The sequence below is a fragment of the Pseudoduganella sp. R-43 genome (assembly GCF_049913255.1).
In the GTDB taxonomy this organism is placed as follows: domain Bacteria; phylum Pseudomonadota; class Gammaproteobacteria; order Burkholderiales; family Burkholderiaceae_D; genus Rugamonas.
The window spans coordinates 807546-824187 of the sequence record NZ_CP183988.1 but is presented as its reverse complement, the minus strand read 5'-3'; the positions used below and the strand labels follow the sequence as shown (position 1 = coordinate 824187).

6 protein-coding genes are annotated in these 16642 nt (G+C 64.8%); 3 read left to right on the top strand and 3 right to left on the bottom strand.

Going from position 1 to position 16642, the window contains the following annotated elements:
• The first annotated feature begins 176 nt into the window (after positions 1-176).
• Both ACN9M3_RS03775 and ACN9M3_RS03770 read left to right on the top strand, forming a co-directional pair.
• Positions 177-992 carry a class I SAM-dependent methyltransferase gene (locus tag ACN9M3_RS03775; RefSeq protein ID WP_426167689.1) on the top strand — a complete coding sequence of 272 codons (816 nt, stop codon included), beginning with the start codon at positions 177-179 and terminating at the stop codon, positions 990-992.
• Between the two features lie 3 nt (positions 993-995).
• Positions 996-1853 carry a substrate-binding periplasmic protein gene (locus tag ACN9M3_RS03770; protein ID WP_426167687.1) on the top strand — a complete coding sequence of 286 codons (858 nt, stop codon included), beginning with the start codon at positions 996-998 and terminating at the stop codon, positions 1851-1853.
• Positions 1854-2011: 158 nt separating this feature from the next.
• On the opposite strand, the gene ACN9M3_RS03765 is transcribed toward ACN9M3_RS03770, so the two are convergent.
• The 3 genes from ACN9M3_RS03765 to ACN9M3_RS03755 form a co-directional block, all read right to left on the bottom strand.
• Positions 2012-3619: a serine hydrolase gene (locus ACN9M3_RS03765; RefSeq protein ID WP_426320639.1), complete on the bottom strand. Its 1608-nt coding sequence runs from the start codon at positions 3617-3619 to the stop codon at positions 2012-2014.
• 2 nt (positions 3620-3621) lie between these two features.
• A complete protein-coding gene (locus tag ACN9M3_RS03760; protein WP_426167683.1) occupies positions 3622-5463 on the bottom strand; it encodes a M1 family metallopeptidase in 1842 nt (613 codons plus the stop codon).
• Positions 5464-5585: 122 nt separating this feature from the next.
• Entirely contained in the window at positions 5586-14237 is an 8652-nt protein-coding gene (locus ACN9M3_RS03755; RefSeq protein ID WP_426320636.1) for a GH36-type glycosyl hydrolase domain-containing protein, read from the bottom strand.
• Between the two features lie 230 nt (positions 14238-14467).
• Between ACN9M3_RS03755 and ACN9M3_RS03750 the strand changes: the two genes are divergently transcribed.
• Positions 14468-16621: a TonB-dependent receptor plug domain-containing protein gene (locus ACN9M3_RS03750; RefSeq protein WP_426320634.1), complete on the top strand. Its 2154-nt coding sequence runs from the start codon at positions 14468-14470 to the stop codon at positions 16619-16621.
• Positions 16622-16642 lie beyond the last annotated feature (21 nt).

Genomic DNA, 16642 nt, shown 5'->3' with positions numbered 1-16642 from the left:
TTATGCCATTGTGTAAAGCTTGTACAAAGCTGAAACATATCCGCAAAAAGTGTCCGGGCAGTGTCCGCACACCGTCCGCGCGGACACTTGACCGGGCGGCCAGCTTGCACGATCATCAAGTCCCGGGCGACCGGAGCCGCTGCGTCGCCTGCCCAACGAAAAAAGGAGACTCCTGAATGAAACAGTACGTCCTGGCCGGCCTGCTGGCCGTTGGCTTTACCGGTTTTTCCGGCGTTGCACTGGCAGATCCTGCCCTGAAAGCTGCAATCGCCAGCCCTACCCGCAACGCGGACAACGTCAAACGCGACCAGTACCGCCATCCTTACGAGACCCTGACCTTCTTCGGCATCAAGCCGAACATGACGGTGGTCGAACTGTCGCCGGGCGGCGGCTGGTACACCGAAATCCTGGCCCCTTACCTGCGCGACCAGGGCAAGCTGATTACCGCCGGCTCCAGCCCGCAATCGGCCGACGAACGCGTGCGCAAGTCGGCTGAACGCTTCCAGGAGTTCCTGGCCAAGCAGCCGGGCCGCGACAAGGTGGTGCTGGGCGCCTTCGAACCGGGCAACGGCGTATACACTTACGCGCCGAAAGGCAGCGCCGACATGGTGCTCACGTTCCGCAACATCCATAACTGGATCGGCACCGGCGACGAGAACATGAAGAAGCTGATGGCCAGCATCTACGACACGCTGAAACCAGGCGGTATCTTCGGCGTGGAAGAACACCGCCTGCCGTCCGCCATGACCCAGGATGCCAAGGCCAGTACCGGCTATATGCACGAAGCCTATGTCATCAAGATGGCCGAACAGGCCGGCTTCAAGCTGGTGGCAAAGTCTGAAGTCAACGCCAATGCCAAGGATGACGCCAACCACGAGAACGGGGTGTGGGCCTTGCCTCCGACCTTCACCAACAAGGACAAGGACCGCGCCAAGTACGCTGCCATTGGCGAGAGCGACCGCATGACGCTGAAGTTCGTCAAGCCGCAGTAATCAGTGCTGAAAAAGCTGCAACGCTCTGCCGCCGGCTTGCTGCTGGCGGCAGCATCCACCCTGGCCAATGCGGGCGACGCGGCCAATGCGCCGCTGATGCGCTTCGTCCTGCCCTCGGTCACGCCTGGCTCCGAGGTACAGGTCACCTACTTTCACCTGCTGCTGCGCCTCGCGCTGGAAAAGACCGACGGCCCCTTCTCCATCGAGTTCTATCCCCACGAACTGACCAGCCCGCGCCGCGCCCTGGAACTCAAGCGCAATGGCGTCATCAACATCATGTGGGACGGCACCAACGCCGAGCGCGAACGCGACCTGCTGCCGATTCGCATCTCCCTGGTGCGCGAGCTGAACGATTACCGCGTCTTCATGATCCGCAAGGAGGATGAAGCCCGCTTCCGCGAGGTTCGCAGCCTGGGCGACCTGCGCAAGCTCGTTGCCGGCGCGGGCGTCAACTGGCCTTCGGTGGATGTGTTGCGCCACAACCGCCTGCCGGTTGAAACGACGGTCAATTACAGTTCGCTGTTCCCGATGCTGAAAGCAAAGCGCTTCGACTACATGCCGCGCGGCGTGCACGAGGCCTGGGCCGAGGAAAAGGTGTATGGGAAGGATGGATTGATGGTGGAACCGACGATCTTCCTGCATTACCGCGTACCGTTCTATTTCTTTGTCAGCAAGGACAACAAGGCGATGGCGGAGCGGGTGGAGCGAGGCTTGAAACTTGCGCAAGCCGATGGCAGTTTCGACAAGCTGTTGAACGGCTACCCGGCTTTCCAGCGCGCCCTGGGGGAGATCGCGGCGCGCAAGCGCAAGGTATTTGAACTGGAGCTTCCTAGCGGGATTGCAGGCGGCTCATCAAGGTGACAAAGCCGTATCCGGCAACGAAAAGACCGCCCAAGACGACGGCAATTGAAACGATCAGGCTAGTCATTCATTCTCCCAAGTGCACAAACCAGCCGCTATTATGCTGCATGCGCACATGAATGATTCTCACACTTCGTTTCAAGTTTGTCGGAATTTTGTCATTTTTTCACCGGAGTAAAGGACAAATCGGCGAAGTCATAGCTGAAATCCGTCTCGGTGGACACTGGCGCCATCTTCATGCGATCAATCGAACCGTCCGGATTCAGCGAAAACGTCACATAGGCATCGGCGTTGAAATTGCGCTCCTTCCAGCGCACGATGAACGTGTCGTGCTGGAAGTGCTCCAGCGTGCCGGTCAAATCCGGCGTGCGGCTGAACGACATGAGCTGCTTGCCGCCTTCCTGCCTGATGCTCACCGTGCCATACCAGGGATCGTTATAGTCGCCGTTGTAGGATGCCAGCGGCAGCGAAGGCCTGGATGCCGCCGCCCGGGCCGAGGACAGCTTGCCCTGGCGCGCCAGTTCTTCCTTGTGCATTTCAGCTTCCTGCTCGGCGTAGAGCTTGATCCAGTCGGTCGGCGCCGCGCCCATGTAGTGGTCCAGGATGCGCCATTGCAGCGCCGTCATGACCGGGCCGTTCTCCGCATTGGTGAAGATGGCCACGCCCAGCTTCTCTTCCGGCACCATCACGATACGCGAATAAAAGCCCTGCAGCGCGCCGCCGTGCATGGCGACTTTGCGGCCGCGGTAATCGCGCAGCTGGAAACCCAGGCCGTACGCCGCGAAGTTAGGCCTGGTGGCAGCCAGCGCCGGTTTCGGCTCGCTGATCTTCATTGGTGTTTGCTGGGTCCACATCTCGCGCGCCTGCTTGGCGCTGAACAGCTGCTTGCCGTTCTCCATCTTGCCTTCGTTGAGCAGGACCTGCATCCACTTGGCGATGTCTTGCGCATTGGTCTGGATGCCGACCGCGCCAACCGCGTTTTGCACCGGCATCGGCTTGACCACGGCGGCCTTGCCATTGACCTTGCTGTGCGGCGCCGAATAGTCGGCCGTTTTCAGCATGTCATCGACATTGGTGGTGCTGCCGTTCATGCCCAGCGGCGCCAGGATGCGTTCGCGCGTCGCCTCTTCCCAGCTCTTGCCGGACTTCTGCGCAACGATCTTGCCCGCCACGATGTACAGCAGGTTGTCGTAGGCGTAGCTGTTGCGGAAGCTGGTCGCCAGCTTCACGTTGCGCAGGCGGTCGATGATTTCATCGGTGCTGAAGGTCGTGGTCGGCCACCACAGCAGGTCGCCGGCGCCCAGCCCGAGGCCGCTGCGGTGCACCAGCAGGTCGCGCACGGTCATGGCCTGGGTCACGTAGGCGTCCGCCATCTGGAAACCCGGCAGGTGCTTGGTAACCGGGTCGTCCCAGCCCAGCTTGCCCTCGTCCACCAGCTGCGCCAGTTCGGCAGCGGTAAAGGCTTTCGAGTTCGAGGCAATCTCGAACAGCGTTTGCTCCGTGACCGGCGCCGGGTTGCCGAGCCGGCGCACGCCGAAGCCCCTGGTCGCCACCACCTTGCCGTCCTTGACGATGGCGATGGCCATGCCGGGCACGTCGAAGGTCTTCAGCGCCAGGTTGACGTCACGCTCGAGGTCGAAGGCTGGCGCACTGGCAGCGGCGGCGGCTACCGCGCCTTCCGCCGCGGCGATGGCCGGCGCGCCGATGGCGGCACTGGCTGCGAAGGCCAGCATGAGCAGGGTGGCAATTCGTTTCTTCAGCAGCATGGTCATTTCTTCAGCAATTTGTCGACGGAACCCTGGGTCTCAGGATGGTAGCGCGGCCGCGCCTTGGCGTAGACGCCTTTGGCCCATGCTGCTTCGTTCGGGTTGTTCAGCAGCGCCTTGTACAGCGGAACCACGAACTTCTGGCGCCCCACGCTCATGAGGAAGGCATTCAACGGCTCGCGCACGCCGTAGCCCGCATGCACGGACGCCAGCAGGAAGCGGAAGCCGATTTCATTATTCTTCGTATCGCGCAGCTTGAACGCCTCGTCGAGCTCCTTCATTTGCGCAGCATTGGCCTTGCTGTCGATGCCGTTCAGGAAATGCATCCACTCCAGCGCGGTCCACTGCTGCGTCTCCAGCAGGCTGGTGCCCAGGTCGCCTTTCAACCAGGCGTCGCGCTTGCCGTCCAGCGCGGCCAGGCGCGGCGAATTCACGTACTGCGCGCCGGCCGGGATGCCGCTGCCGTGCAGCCATTCGTCCAGCTCCGCATCGCCCATGATGGCGGGATTTTTTGCCAGCAGGTTCTTGCGCAGGTACTCGACGAATTCGGCGGTGGTCGCCGACTGGAAGGCGTGCTGGTCGAACCAGCCGCGCAGGAAGGGGTCGAACACGTCGCGGCCGGCACGCTGCTCCAGCGTGTGCAGCAGCCAGGCGCCTTTCGGGTAGGCCAGGCCCTCGTCGGTGTAGGTGTCCGGGTTGGTGTCGGGGTCCTTGGTCAGCAAGGCCTGCTTGGCGGGCGGGATGTCCTTCAACGACGCGACGGCTTCGGCCTGCTCCACCTGCAGGTTCATGTCGGCCACTTCCTTGCCGTACAGGCTTTCCACGATGCGGGTGGTGACGTAGGTGGTAAAGCCCTCGTTCAGCCACCAGTGCTTCCACGAAGCGTTGGTCACCAGGTTGCCGGACCAGCTATGCGCCAGTTCGTGCGCGATCAGGTCGTTCAGGCTGCGATCGCCCGCGATCATGGTCGGGGTCAGGAAAGTCATGCGCGGGTTTTCCATGCCGCCGATCGGGAACGATGGCGGCAGCACCAGCATGTCATAGCGCCCCCAGCGATAAGGGCCGTACAACGCTTCGGCAGCATTGATCATCTTCTCGGTGTCGGCCAGCTCGTAGGCAGCGGCATCGATGCGGCCGGGCTCCGCGTACACCGCGGTGCGCGGACCGAGGTTGCGCAGTTCGATTTCGCCGATGGCGATGGCCAGCAGGTAGGCCGGGATCGGTTGCGGCATCTTGAAGTTCCAGCCGCCCTTGCCGGTCGCATGCTGGTCGCCTTCCGCACTCATCACCACGCGCATGCCGGCCGGCGCGTCGATATGGGCGCTGTAGGTGAAGCGCACCGCCGGCGTATCCTGCACCGGCGCCCACGAACGCGCATCGATGGTTTCCGACTGGCTGAACATGAAGGGGCGCTTGCCCGACAGCGTCTGCTCGGGATTCATCCACTGCAGCGCATTCGCGGTCGGCGCGGTACGGTAATAGATGCGGACTTTCTCGGGCTGCGATTGCAGGGCGATGCGCAGGGCGCGGCCCTTCTTCGGATCCTGCTTGTCGAGCATGAAGGAGGCCGGCGCCCAGTTGCCGTCAGGGCGCTGCACTTGCACGCGCGCGATCTTGAGCTGGCGCGTGTCAAGCACCAGGGTGCGCGCCGACTTGTCGATCCAGTTCAGCGACAGTTCCGCATAACCGTCGAGCGTCTTGCGCGTGAAGTCGGCTCGCAGGTCCAGGTGCAGGTCGGTGGTGCGCACCTGGTCGTAGCGCGCAAAGCTCAGCGGATCCTGCGCCCGCGCGGGTAGCGCAAACGCAGCCGCCAACGCAGCAGCAGTCAAAGACAGTCGGAACATGGCATCTCTCTGTTGTTACAAGCGCGCAGAGGATAGCACACCTAAAGTCGGGGTCAGGTCTGGCAACAGGACATTTGCGCAGCGCAAATGTCCTGTTGCCAGACCTGACCCCGACTTTCAAATCACACTTTGATGTCTATCTCGTAGGTGGTGCCGTCGTCGACCAGGGCGATTTCCGTTGGCGAGGCGGTGGCTTCGCCGCGGGTGATGCGCAGGACGTAGGTGCTGCTGCCGTGGCGGTAGTGCAGCGTGAAGCCGGGCCAGGATGCCGGCAGGCGCGGCGCCAGCAGCAGCTTGTCGGCCTGGCGCGTCAGGCCGAGCAGGGACTCCAGCAGCAGGCGGTACATCCAGCCCGAAGAACCGGTGTACCAGCTCCAGCCGCCGCGGCCGACGTGCGGCTCGACGGCGTAGACGTCGGCGGTCACCACGTACGGCTCGACCTTGTAGCGCGCGCAGGATTCGGCATCGGAACCGTGCCGTACCGGATTAATCATCCGCATCAGGTCCCAGGCCCGTTCAACATCGCCCAGGCGCGCGAAGGCCATCACAGTCCAGATGGCGGCGTGGGTGTACTGGCCGCCGTTCTCCCTTACGCCCGGCACGTAGCCGCGGATATAGCCGGGATTGAGCGCGGACTTGTCGAACGGTGGATCGAGCAGCTGGATCAGGCCGAACTCGCGCCGCACCAGGCGCGCTTCCACCTGCTCCATCGCGCCTTCCACGCGCGCCTTGTCGGCGGCGCCGGTCAGCACGCCCCAGCTTTGCGAGATCGAGTCGATCTGGCATTCCTCGTTCTGCGCGGAGCCGAGCGGGGTGCCGTCGTCGAAGTAGGCGCGGCGATACCACTGGCCGTCCCAGGCATTGGCTTCGATATTGGCGGCAAGCTGTTTGGCCTGCTCGCGGCATTCGCTGGCGAAAGAGGAGTCGTCGCGCCTCTCGGCCACTTCGGCAAAGCGCTGCAGCACCTCGATCAGGAACCAGGCCAGCCACACGCTCTCGCCCTTGCCATGCTCGCCCACCTTGTCCATGCCGTCGTTCCAGTCGCAGGAGCCGATCAGCGGCAAGCCATGTTCGCCAAACCGCAGGCCGTTGCGGATGGCGCGCACGCAGTGCTCGTACAAGTCACCCGCATGGGCCGAGCGGCTCGGCATGTCGTAATAGGAATCCTCCTCGGGCTGCACGGGGCGGCCTTCCAGGTAGGGCGCCTGCTCATCCAGCACCGACATATCGCCCGTGCTGGACACATAGCGCCATGCCGCGAGCGGCAGCCACAGGTAGTCATCCGAACAGTGCGTGCGCACGCCTCGGTCGGAAGGCGGATGCCACCAGTGCTGCACGTCGCCCTCCACGAACTGGTGCGCCGCGCACAGGATCAAATGCTCGCGCAGGATGTCGGGGCGCGTATGCACCATCGCCATCGCGTCCTGCAGCTGGTCGCGGAAGCCGAACGCACCGCCGCTCTGGTAATAGCCACTGCGCGCCCACATGCGGCAGGCAATGGTCTGGTACATCAGCCAGCCATTGGCCAGTACGTCGAGCTCCGGCTCCGGCGTCTGCACCTGCACCGCGCCCAGCACCTTGTCCCAATGCGCATGCACTTCGCCCAGCGCCTGCAGCGCCGCCCCGCGCCCGCCGTGGCGCTGCACCACGTTGGTGGCGTCGGCATTGCGGCGGCCGCCCATGCCGAGCACGAACACGATCTCTCGCTCCTGCCCCGGCTGCAGCTCGAATGGCGCCTGGATCGCCGCGCAGGCATCCAGTCCCGCGCCGGCCTTGCCCGACAAGCGCACGCGCCGCAGCGCTGCCGGCCGGGCCAGGCTGCCGTTACGGCCGATGAATTCCGTGCGGTCGCAGGTCACGCTGCGCACGGAAGCATCGGCATTGAAGAAGGCTACGCGGCCGGAGAATTCCGTGTTGTAGGCGTTGCGTGCAAACAGGGCGCCGGTCACCGGATCGATTTCAGTCACGATATGCATGCCTGACTTGGAGCGCATATCGCCCAGCACCCATTCCACGTAGCCCGTTACCGACAGCTTGCGCGCCTGGTCGGAATCGTTGCGTACGCGGATCACCGTGTAACGCACCGGCGCATCCAGCGCCACGAAGGTGGTCATGCGGCTGTTGATGCCCGCTTCCGCGTACTCGAACGAAGAATAGCCGAATCCGTGGCGCGTCAGGTAGCTGCCTGCGCCCGGCGCGGGCAAGGCGCATGGCGACCAGAAACGGCCGCTCTGCTCGTCGCGCAGGTAGAACGCTTCGCCGCTCAGATCCGATACCGGGTCGTTATGCCATGGCGTCAGGCGGAACTCATGCGCGTTCTCCTGCCAAGTGTAGGCCTGGCCGCTTTCCGATACAACACTGCCGAACTGCGCGTTGGCGATCACGTTCGACCACGGCAGCGGCGTGCGTTGTCCGGCGCTGGTGGCGATCACATATTCCTTGCCGTCCGGCGTGAAACCGCCCAGGCCATTCACCAGGATCAAGTCATCCGGCAACGGGACGCCCGCCGCGGCATCGCGTTCAAACGCTTCGGCGCGCGCTTCCACCATCAGCGGCGGCATGCGCAGCGTGGGCGCCACGCCGCGCTTCAACTGGTCGGCCAGCGTGCCGCGTTCGTCGCTCAGCACGGCGCGCGCCACCGTCTGCAGCAGCACCCGGTCTTCCGGCGCGATGCCATCGGTCGGCCGCACGAAGATGCCGCCCGGCCGGTCGATCGCCTGCGCATCAAGTCCGGAAGCGATCAAGCCCATGATCTGGTCATGGAGGGCCTGGCGGTAGCCGGAGCGGTCCTCGTACCAGATCACCAGGTCCACCACCAGCCCTTTCAGGCGCCAGTAGGCGTGCGCCTGCACCAGCTGCCGCGCCAGTTCGATATTGGCGGCGTCGCGGATTTCCATCAGTACGATCGGCAAGTCGCCGGAAATGGCGTAGGCCCACAGGCCGGATTGGCCGCGCTGGTTGCGCACCAGGACGCCGGCATCGGCACGCAGGGCCGCATTCGGATAGATCACATGGTTGGCCAGGCGCGCGTACAACTGGGCCTCGGCTTCGCTGGCATTCAGCTGCCGCAGCACCACCTGGCTGTGCGTCCATGCCAGCTCGAACACGCGGTCCGCCATGTGGCGGTCCTGGTATTTGTCGATCAGGTATTGCGCGGCATCGCGCGTGTCGGTCATGCCGGTCACCACGTCAATCACCGACACCTGCCCCGGCTCCAGCGCAATACGGTAGCGGATTGCCACCACGGGATCGAGCACCGAGCCCTCGCTGCCGGACAGCGGCCCAGGCTCCCGCAGCGCCAGCGGCGCGTGCGCCGTGTTGCCGCGGCCGATGAAGCGCGCCCGGTCGGTTTCATAGGAGACCTGCTGGACCTGCGCATCGTGCACCGTCATCACATGCAGCAAGTAAGGCGTTTTCTCATCCTTGCCGCGCGGGCGGCGCGTGCAAAGGATGGCGCTTTCGTCCTCCACGATCTCGGTCTGAACGAACAGCTTGCTGAATGCCTGGTGCGCGTTATCCGCCGGCGCCGGCGCCATCACCACTTCGCCGAAGCTGGTGACCTCGATGATGCGGCGCCGGTCGGAATGGTTGCTGATGCGCGTGCGGCGCATTTCGATATCGTCCTCCGGCGACACCACGATTTCCGTGTACAGCTCGATCTCGTTGTCGCTGCGGCGGAATTCTGCCCGGCCTTCGGAGAAGATCACCTCCAGCCGCTTCGGCTCGGCCTGGGTCGGCTGGTAGGTGGTGGACCAGACGGCGCCGTCCTCCACGTCCTGCACGTAGCAGAACTGGCCCCAGTTGTCGCGCGTGCTGTCTTCGCGCCAGCGGGTCACGGCCAGGTTGTTCCAGCGGCTGTAGCTGCCGCCGGCGCTGCTCACCATCACGTGGTAGCGGCCGTTCGACAGGAGCTGGGTTTCCGGCACCGGCGGCGTATGCTGGCTCATGATGCGCATCGGCGCCGCCTGCTCGGGCACCGTGCTGCGCACCGAGGCCTGCTCCGCGCTGGCCGAATGGAAGGCGCCGATGCGCGGGCTGCGTTCCTGCAGCACTAGCAGGGTCGACTGCAGCAGCGGGTCGGATTCGAAGCGGCGCTGCATCGGCCGGCCGTTCAGCACGTAGCTCAGCGCCAGCAAGCCCATGCCCTGGTGGTGCACCATGAAGGACTTGATGATGGCGTATTGCTGGCCGCGCGGCAGGCGCGCCGCCGTGTAATCGATCGCCTCGTAGAAGCCGTAACGTCCCATGAAGCCCATGGCCGCCATCTTCTGCAGGTTCTGGCAAGCGGTATCCGGGTCGACCATCAGCCCCAGCATGGTGGCATACGGCGCCACCACCAGGTCTTCCGCCAGGCCGCGTTTCAGCCCGATGCCCGGTACGCCGAAGGCGCGGTACTGGTAGTTCAGCGCCGCGTCGGTGGTGTTGTAGCCCGATTCGGAAATCCCCCACGGCACATTGCGCTGCCTGGCGTATTCCACCTGCGCCGCCACCACCGACTGGTAGGTCTGGTCCAGCAAGGTGCTCGGGTAGGTCGGCATCACCAGCAGCGGCATCAGGTACTCGAACATCGAGCCGCTCCAGGAGAGCAGCACCGGCTGGCCGTGCACGATGCAAAGCTGGCGTCCCATGGCGAACCAGTGTTCCTGCGGCAGTTGTCCCTGGGCGATGGCGACAAAGCTGGCCAGCCGCACTTCGGAGGCCAGCAGGTCGTAGCAGCTCGCATCCAGCCGCCGCTCGCTCAGGTTATAGCCGATGGCCAGCAGCTTGGTGGTCTGGTTGAACAGGAAGCCGTACTCGCACTGGGCGAATTCGTTGGCCTGGTGCGACAGCCGGTTCAGCGTGTCGAGCCGCTCGCGCGCGCGCGCCGCGCCCTGCTCCACCAGCGTCGCCAGCTGCTGCTGGCGTTCGCGCTCGTCGGGCGCCAGGTCGCTCAGCACCGCCCCCGGCAGGGGCCAGCTGGCCAGTTCGCGCAAGGTCGGTACGCGGTCAAGCGTCGTGTCGTATTGCGCTTCGGCCTGCGCCGTGATCCAGGGCGCGAAGCCATCCAGTTCGTCCAGCAGGCTGCGGCACTGCACATGCAGCGCACCGGCCCACGCCGCAACTTGTGGATCGAGCGGCACCGAGGCCTGGCGCAGGAACAGTTCGGCGCCCTCGCAGGCGCGCAGCAGCCAGGCGCGCTGCTGCCGCAGGCTTGGCGGATAGGTGGGCGGCGGCGCAGCAATGGCCACTTCCAGCGCGGCCAGTGAATCGGCTGCCACGCTGCCCGCCGTTGCCGCGGCTTCGCGCACCAGGGCGCAGGTGGTGGCCAGGCCTTGCGCCAGGTTCGGATGCACGATCGGCAGTTCGGCAATGCCGACCAGGCCGGCCTGCAGCGTGAGCAGGTGCCCGGCCAGGTTGCCGCTGTCGACGGTGGAGATATAGATCGGATGCAGCGGCTTCATCGACTGGGTGTCGTACCAGTTGTAGAAATGGCCCTGGTACCGTTCAAGCTGCGACATGCTGTCCAGCGTGCTGGCCGTGCGCGCCGCAAGCTGTGCGCCGGAAATGTAGGCGAAGTCGTAGGCGGTCAGGTTGGCCAGCAGGGCCATGCCCATATTGGTGGGCGAGGTGCGATGCGCCACCACCTGGGTTGGATGCTCCTGCATATTATCCGGCGGCAGCCAATTGTCCTCCGGGCCGACGAAGGTCTCGAACCACAGCCAGGTCTTGCGCGACAGCTTGTGCAGGAACAGGTTCTGGTCTTCCTTCAACGCCCGCTGCACGCGCGCTATGGGAAGGCTGATCCACCATGCCACCACCGGCGAGACGAACCATGCCGCGACGAAGAGCAGCGCCGCCTCGACGGCCTGCGGGCGCAACACGGCCAGGCCGGCACCGGCTCCCAGCGCCAGCAGCGGCGCGATCCACATGGTGCGCCAGTTGCTGGCCAGGCTGGTGCCGGCATGCGACAGCCCCGATGCCCGCCATTCCAGCAAGCGGCGCCGCGATACCAGCAGGCGCCAGCCGGTGCGGACGATGGCGTCCAGGCTGACATAGGCCTCGTACGGCAGGAATACCAGCGTCAGCAAGGCGTGCGCGAACTGCATGGCGCTGCGGCGCAGCGAAGCCGGCGCATGCTGGCTCCACAGCGTGTCGTCGGGCTTGTGCGCCAGGTCGTGGATGGCGCTCACCAGCGGCGGCAGGAAGATGATCGCCAACACGGCGCAGGCCCAGAACCACGGGTGCGGCAAGGCGGCAAAGGCCATCAGCAGCGACAAGGTCAGGACCGGCGCCACCAGGCTGCGGCGCAGGTTGTCGAACAGCTTCCAGCGCGACAGCGCCGACAGCGGATTCCTTTCATGCTTGCCGCCCGCCAGCGGCACGCGCCGCATCAGCCATGGCAGCAGTTGCCAGTCGCCGCGCATCCAGCGCTGGCGCCGGCTCACGTCGTCGCGGTAGCGCGACGGATAGTGTTCATACAGCTGCGCGTCGCTCAGCAGGCCGGCGCGCAGGTAGCAGCCTTCCAGCAGGTCGTGGCTCAGGATGCGGTTCTGCGGCAGGCGCCCGCCCAGCACTTCCTCGAACACGTCGACATCGTAGATGCCCTTGCCGATGAAGGACCCCTCGGCGAAGACGTCCTGGTAGACGTCGCTGACGGTGCGGGTATACGGATCGATTCCCGGTTCGCCGCCGCACAGTTTTTCGTAGCGCGAAGCGTTCTCGCTCGGCAGGCTGACCGCGACGCGCGGCTGCAGGATGCCGTAGCCGGCCACCACGCGCCGCAGGCGCAGGTCGATGCGCGGCAGGTTGAGCGGATGGCGCATGGTGGCGACAAACTGGCGCGCGGCATCGCGCGGCAGCTGTGTGTCGCTATCGAGCGTGATCACGTATTTAAAGTCGGGCAGGTCGTCTATATCGCCAACGATCAGCGCGAACGCATCCTGCGCACCGCCGCGCATGAAGCGGTTCAGGTCGGACAGCTTGCCGCGCTTGCGCTCTTCGCCCATCCAGGTACGCTGCGCAGCGTTCCAGCGGCGCGGGCGATGCAGCAGGAGGAAGGGCGCGGCCGCGCCCTGCTCCGTGTATTTCAGGTTCAGGCGCGCGATATTGGCGGCGGCGCGCTCGGTCAGGGCGGCGTCGGCCGGCTGCGTTTCCTCCTGCGCGTCGGCGAAATCGGTCAACAGGCAGAAGCGCAGGTTGGGGTCGCGGTTGGCAAGGAAGCGCACCTCGAGCTGCTCGCACAGTTCATCGACGTTCTCGCGGCTGTACAGCAGGGCCGGCACCGCCACCATGGTGCGCGCATCGGGCGGAATGCCATTGCGAAAATCCATGCGCGGCAAGGGCCGCGGCTCGACAAACAGCGTCGCCACCCAGTTGACCAGGGCCAGCGCCAGCTGGCTGCTGCCCATCAGGGCAAGCATGCCGAGCACCAGCAGCGCCCACGGCTGCACGCCGTCGCGCCAGGCGCGCTCCAGCATCAGCGCAGTGGCGATCACCGACAGCGCGCCGATTGCCCCGAGATAGGAAAGCAAGGGCGAGGTGCGCATGGTGCGCTTGAGGGAGCGCAGCGGCGGCAGGCGGACGCCGACCTGGCGCTCCAGCAGCAGCATGCCGTCGCCGACCAGGTAATAGCCAACGTGATGCAGGCGCGTGTCCTGGTCGGCGGCGCGCGTGCGCGCCAGCTCGAGCGCCTGCTGCGCCACTTCCGCCTCAGTGGCACGCGAATAGCGCGCCATGCGTTCCACGCTGTGGCGGTATTGGTCGCGCGTGGAGAAGTCCATGTCCGGGTAGGTGCCGGCCGGATCTTCGCGCAAGGACTGCTCGACCACGCTCATGGTCTCGACAAACTCCTGCCAGTCCATGGTGCCGAGGAAGCGCAGGCTGCCAATGCTGTTGGCGATCGAGACCTGCTCGGCTGCCTGCAAATGGATTTCAGCCTGGATCTGCTGCTCGATGGTCTGGCCGGACTCCGCCAGGCGGTAGGTGATCCAGTTGAGCGCCAGGGTCAGCACCGGGCTTTGTCCCTGCAAGCGGCGCGCCAGTTCGGCCACGAAGCCGCTGGTAATGGTCGGCTCGGAGCGCGCCATGTCAGCCACCAGCAAGATCAAGCCGCTCGGGTTCTTGTCGGCGATTTCCACCATCTGGTCGGCCCAGCTATTGGCCAGGTCGCGCTGGAAGCGGTTTTCCGCCACGCGCGCCGCCACGCGGCGCAGGTTCTCGATCAGCGCCAGGCGCAGCATGATAGGGATGGCCCACAGCTCGCCCAGCTTCAAGGTCGCCACTTCCTGATAGGCTTCGACGAAACGGCTCAGGCTTTCCGGATCGACGCGGCCGTCGCCGTGCGCGATGATTTCCAGGGCGATCTGGTAGACGCGCGGCGTGCCTTCCGGCGCGCCCTTCGCCAGGCGCGGCAGCTCCTTGCTGTAATCCTTGGGCAAGTGGCGCCGCGCGGTGCGGATCTGGTCTTCGATCAGGTAGAAATTGTCAAGCAGCCATTCCGATGCCGGCGTGATCTGGCGGCCTTCCTTGACCGCTTCGGTCAGGCCCTCGCAGGTGGCGCCGATCAGCGCTTCGTTCTCGCTCAGCCTTGCCAGCAGGCGGTCGCCGCCGCCACGCTTGCTGAGCTCATGGCTGGCGGCAAGCGCGCGGCCATGCTGCTCCATCTGTTGCGCGCTGAACAGCTCACCGCGCAGCGGCAAATCATCTTCCTCACCGGTCCCCTTTTCCAGGGACCCCGATTCCGATTCCTTGAAACCGGCACTTGCGGCCGGCCATAAAAAAGGGTTCTCTTTCAAGGGGGGCCTCACACTTATTCTTGGAACTGCCGTGTAGACCGGCAGTATGTTCCAAGCAATGGTAGGCGGGCGCACGACATGCGACTGTTCGCTAGCGTACATATGGGTTTCTTACAGATCAGTGCGTTTCAGGCGCAAAATTTCGCATCAGAAAGAGCACGAGTTTTTTTGCTAAGTTCGGCACGCGGCAGTGTATCCTGTTGAGTTTCCCAAAAGCCACCGCCATTTGCATGAAGAAAATCGCCCTCCCCCTGCTGCTGATCGTCCAGGCCCTGCACGGCGTTTACGCCCAGGAACAAACTCCCGTCGAAAACGCCACGCCCAAGGTTGAAATCAAGGGCAGCGCGGCGATGGATATCCGCCGCAATGACACCGCGACCAAGATCGTCGTGACGCAGGAGGAGATCCTGAAGAATGGCGACACCAGCATCGGCGAAGTGCTCAAGCGCCTGCCAGGCATCACGCTGGACGGCGTGCAAGGCCGCGGCGGCAATATCCGCATGCGCGGCCTGGGCAGCGGCTACACCTCCATCATGCTGAACGGCGAGCCTGCGCCACCGGGCTTCTCGCTCGATTCGCTGACACCGGACATGATCGAGCGCATCGAAGTGATGCGCGCCGCCACCGCCGAGTTCAGCACCCAGGCCATTGCCGGCGGCATCAACATCGTGCTGAAGAAAGCCATCTCCACCGCGCAGACCGAGATCAAGGCCGGCCTGCAATCGGATAACGGCCAGCCCGGCGCCAGCGTCAACCTGCAGATGTCCGACCGCAAGGGGCCGTGGTCGTATTCGATCGGCGGCGGCTTCCTACACGGCGATTTCGATCGCCCCAGCCATACCGTCACCGAAGCTGGCGGCAGCGCACCATTGCTGCGCCGGGGCGAAGCCACCAGCGAAGGCTACTTCCGCAACTTCAACCTGGCGCCGCGCATCAACTACGCGATCAAGCCGGGCGACGTGATCACTTCGCAGAGCTTCATTGCGGTCAACCGCTTCCGCGCCCACAACACGGAACGCATCAGCACCGTGTACGGCCAGGAGCCGATGTTCAGCAGCCTGGACCAGGACATCAAGGCCGACATGGAATTGTTCCGCACGGATCTGAGCTGGGCGCGCCCGCTGGCCGACGGCGCCAAGCTGGATATGAAGGCAGGCCTCAACTACAACCACCGCAACGTGGGCGCGCCGAACCTGCAGACCGGCACGCAATTTGAGCGCAAGCGCAGCGTCACTTCCGAGTCGACCGACAAGGGTTTCACCACGACCGGCAAGTACTCCAGCCCGATCGTGCCGGGCCACGCCCTGGCTACCGGCTGGGATATCGGCTACAGCAAGCGCGATGAGGACCGCATCCAGCGCGAAGAATACCTGCGCGCGCCGGCCGGCATCGCGCCGCAGAACCTTGACGAAGTCTTTTCCGCCGACGTGACCCGCCTGGCGGCCTACGCACAGGACGAATGGAACGTGACCGAACGCTGGTCCGCCTACTTTGGCCTGCGCTGGGAAGGGGTGAACATCAAGAGCACCGGCACCGACTACGGCAGCATCGACAACAACTCCAGCGTATTGAGCCCGCTGTTCCAGACCCTGTACAAGCTGGGCGACAAGAAGAAGGACCAGGTGCGTTTCGGCTTGACCCGCACCTACAAGGCGCCGGGGGTGGGCGACCTGATTCCGCGCCGCTTCACCTCCAACAACAACAGCTCGACTTCGCCGGACATGATGGGCAACCCGAACCTGAAGCCGGAACTGGCCTGGGGCCTGGACCTGGCGTTCGAGCACTACCTGGGTGAAGGCGGCGGCCTGCTGTCGGCCAGCACTTACGCGCGCCGCATCGAAGACATCACGCGCCGCCGGGTGGATTTGATCGATGGCGTGTGGGTGTCGCGCCCGGTCAATGCCGGCACCGCAAACACTTACGGCATCGAGCTGGAAGCCAAGCTGCCTTTGCGCTCGATCATGAAGGAAGCACCGGGCGTCGAGATGCGCGCCAACCTGACGCGCAGCTGGTCGAAGCTCGACACCGTACCGGGCCCGAACAACCGCCTCGACCAGCAGGTGCCGGTCAGCGGCACCGTCGGCGCGGACTGGAAGCTGGACAAGCTGCCGCTGACCCTGGGCGGCTCCTACAGCTACCAGGGCGGCGGCGAAGTGCGCATCTCCGACAGGCAGTACGCCTATTCGGTGCCGAAGCGCGCGCTGGACTTGTATGGCTTGTGGAAGTTCACGCCGAAGACGCAGCTGCGCCTGTCGGCATCGAACATGCTGCGTCAGGACAACCTGGCGCAGTCTTCCTATGTCGAGGCCACCGGGCGACGCAGCGACACCACCATCACCCCGACCAGCGTCCTGTTCCGTGCAATGCTGGAAATGAAGCTCTGAGCCGGTTGGCACAAAAAAAAC

Bases quoted from the DNA above. Each gene is read 5' to 3' on its own strand.
- ACN9M3_RS03750 (WP_426320634.1), top strand. From the start codon at position 14,468: ATGAAGAAAATCGCCCTCCCCCTGCTGCTGATCGTCCAGGCCCTGCAC.
- ACN9M3_RS03765 (WP_426320639.1), bottom strand. From the start codon at position 3,619: ATGCTGCTGAAGAAACGAATTGCCACCCTGCTCATGCTGGCCTTCGCA.
- ACN9M3_RS03760 (WP_426167683.1), bottom strand. From the start codon at position 5,463: ATGTTCCGACTGTCTTTGACTGCTGCTGCGTTGGCGGCTGCGTTTGCG.
- ACN9M3_RS03775 (WP_426167689.1), top strand. From the start codon at position 177: ATGAAACAGTACGTCCTGGCCGGCCTGCTGGCCGTTGGCTTTACCGGT.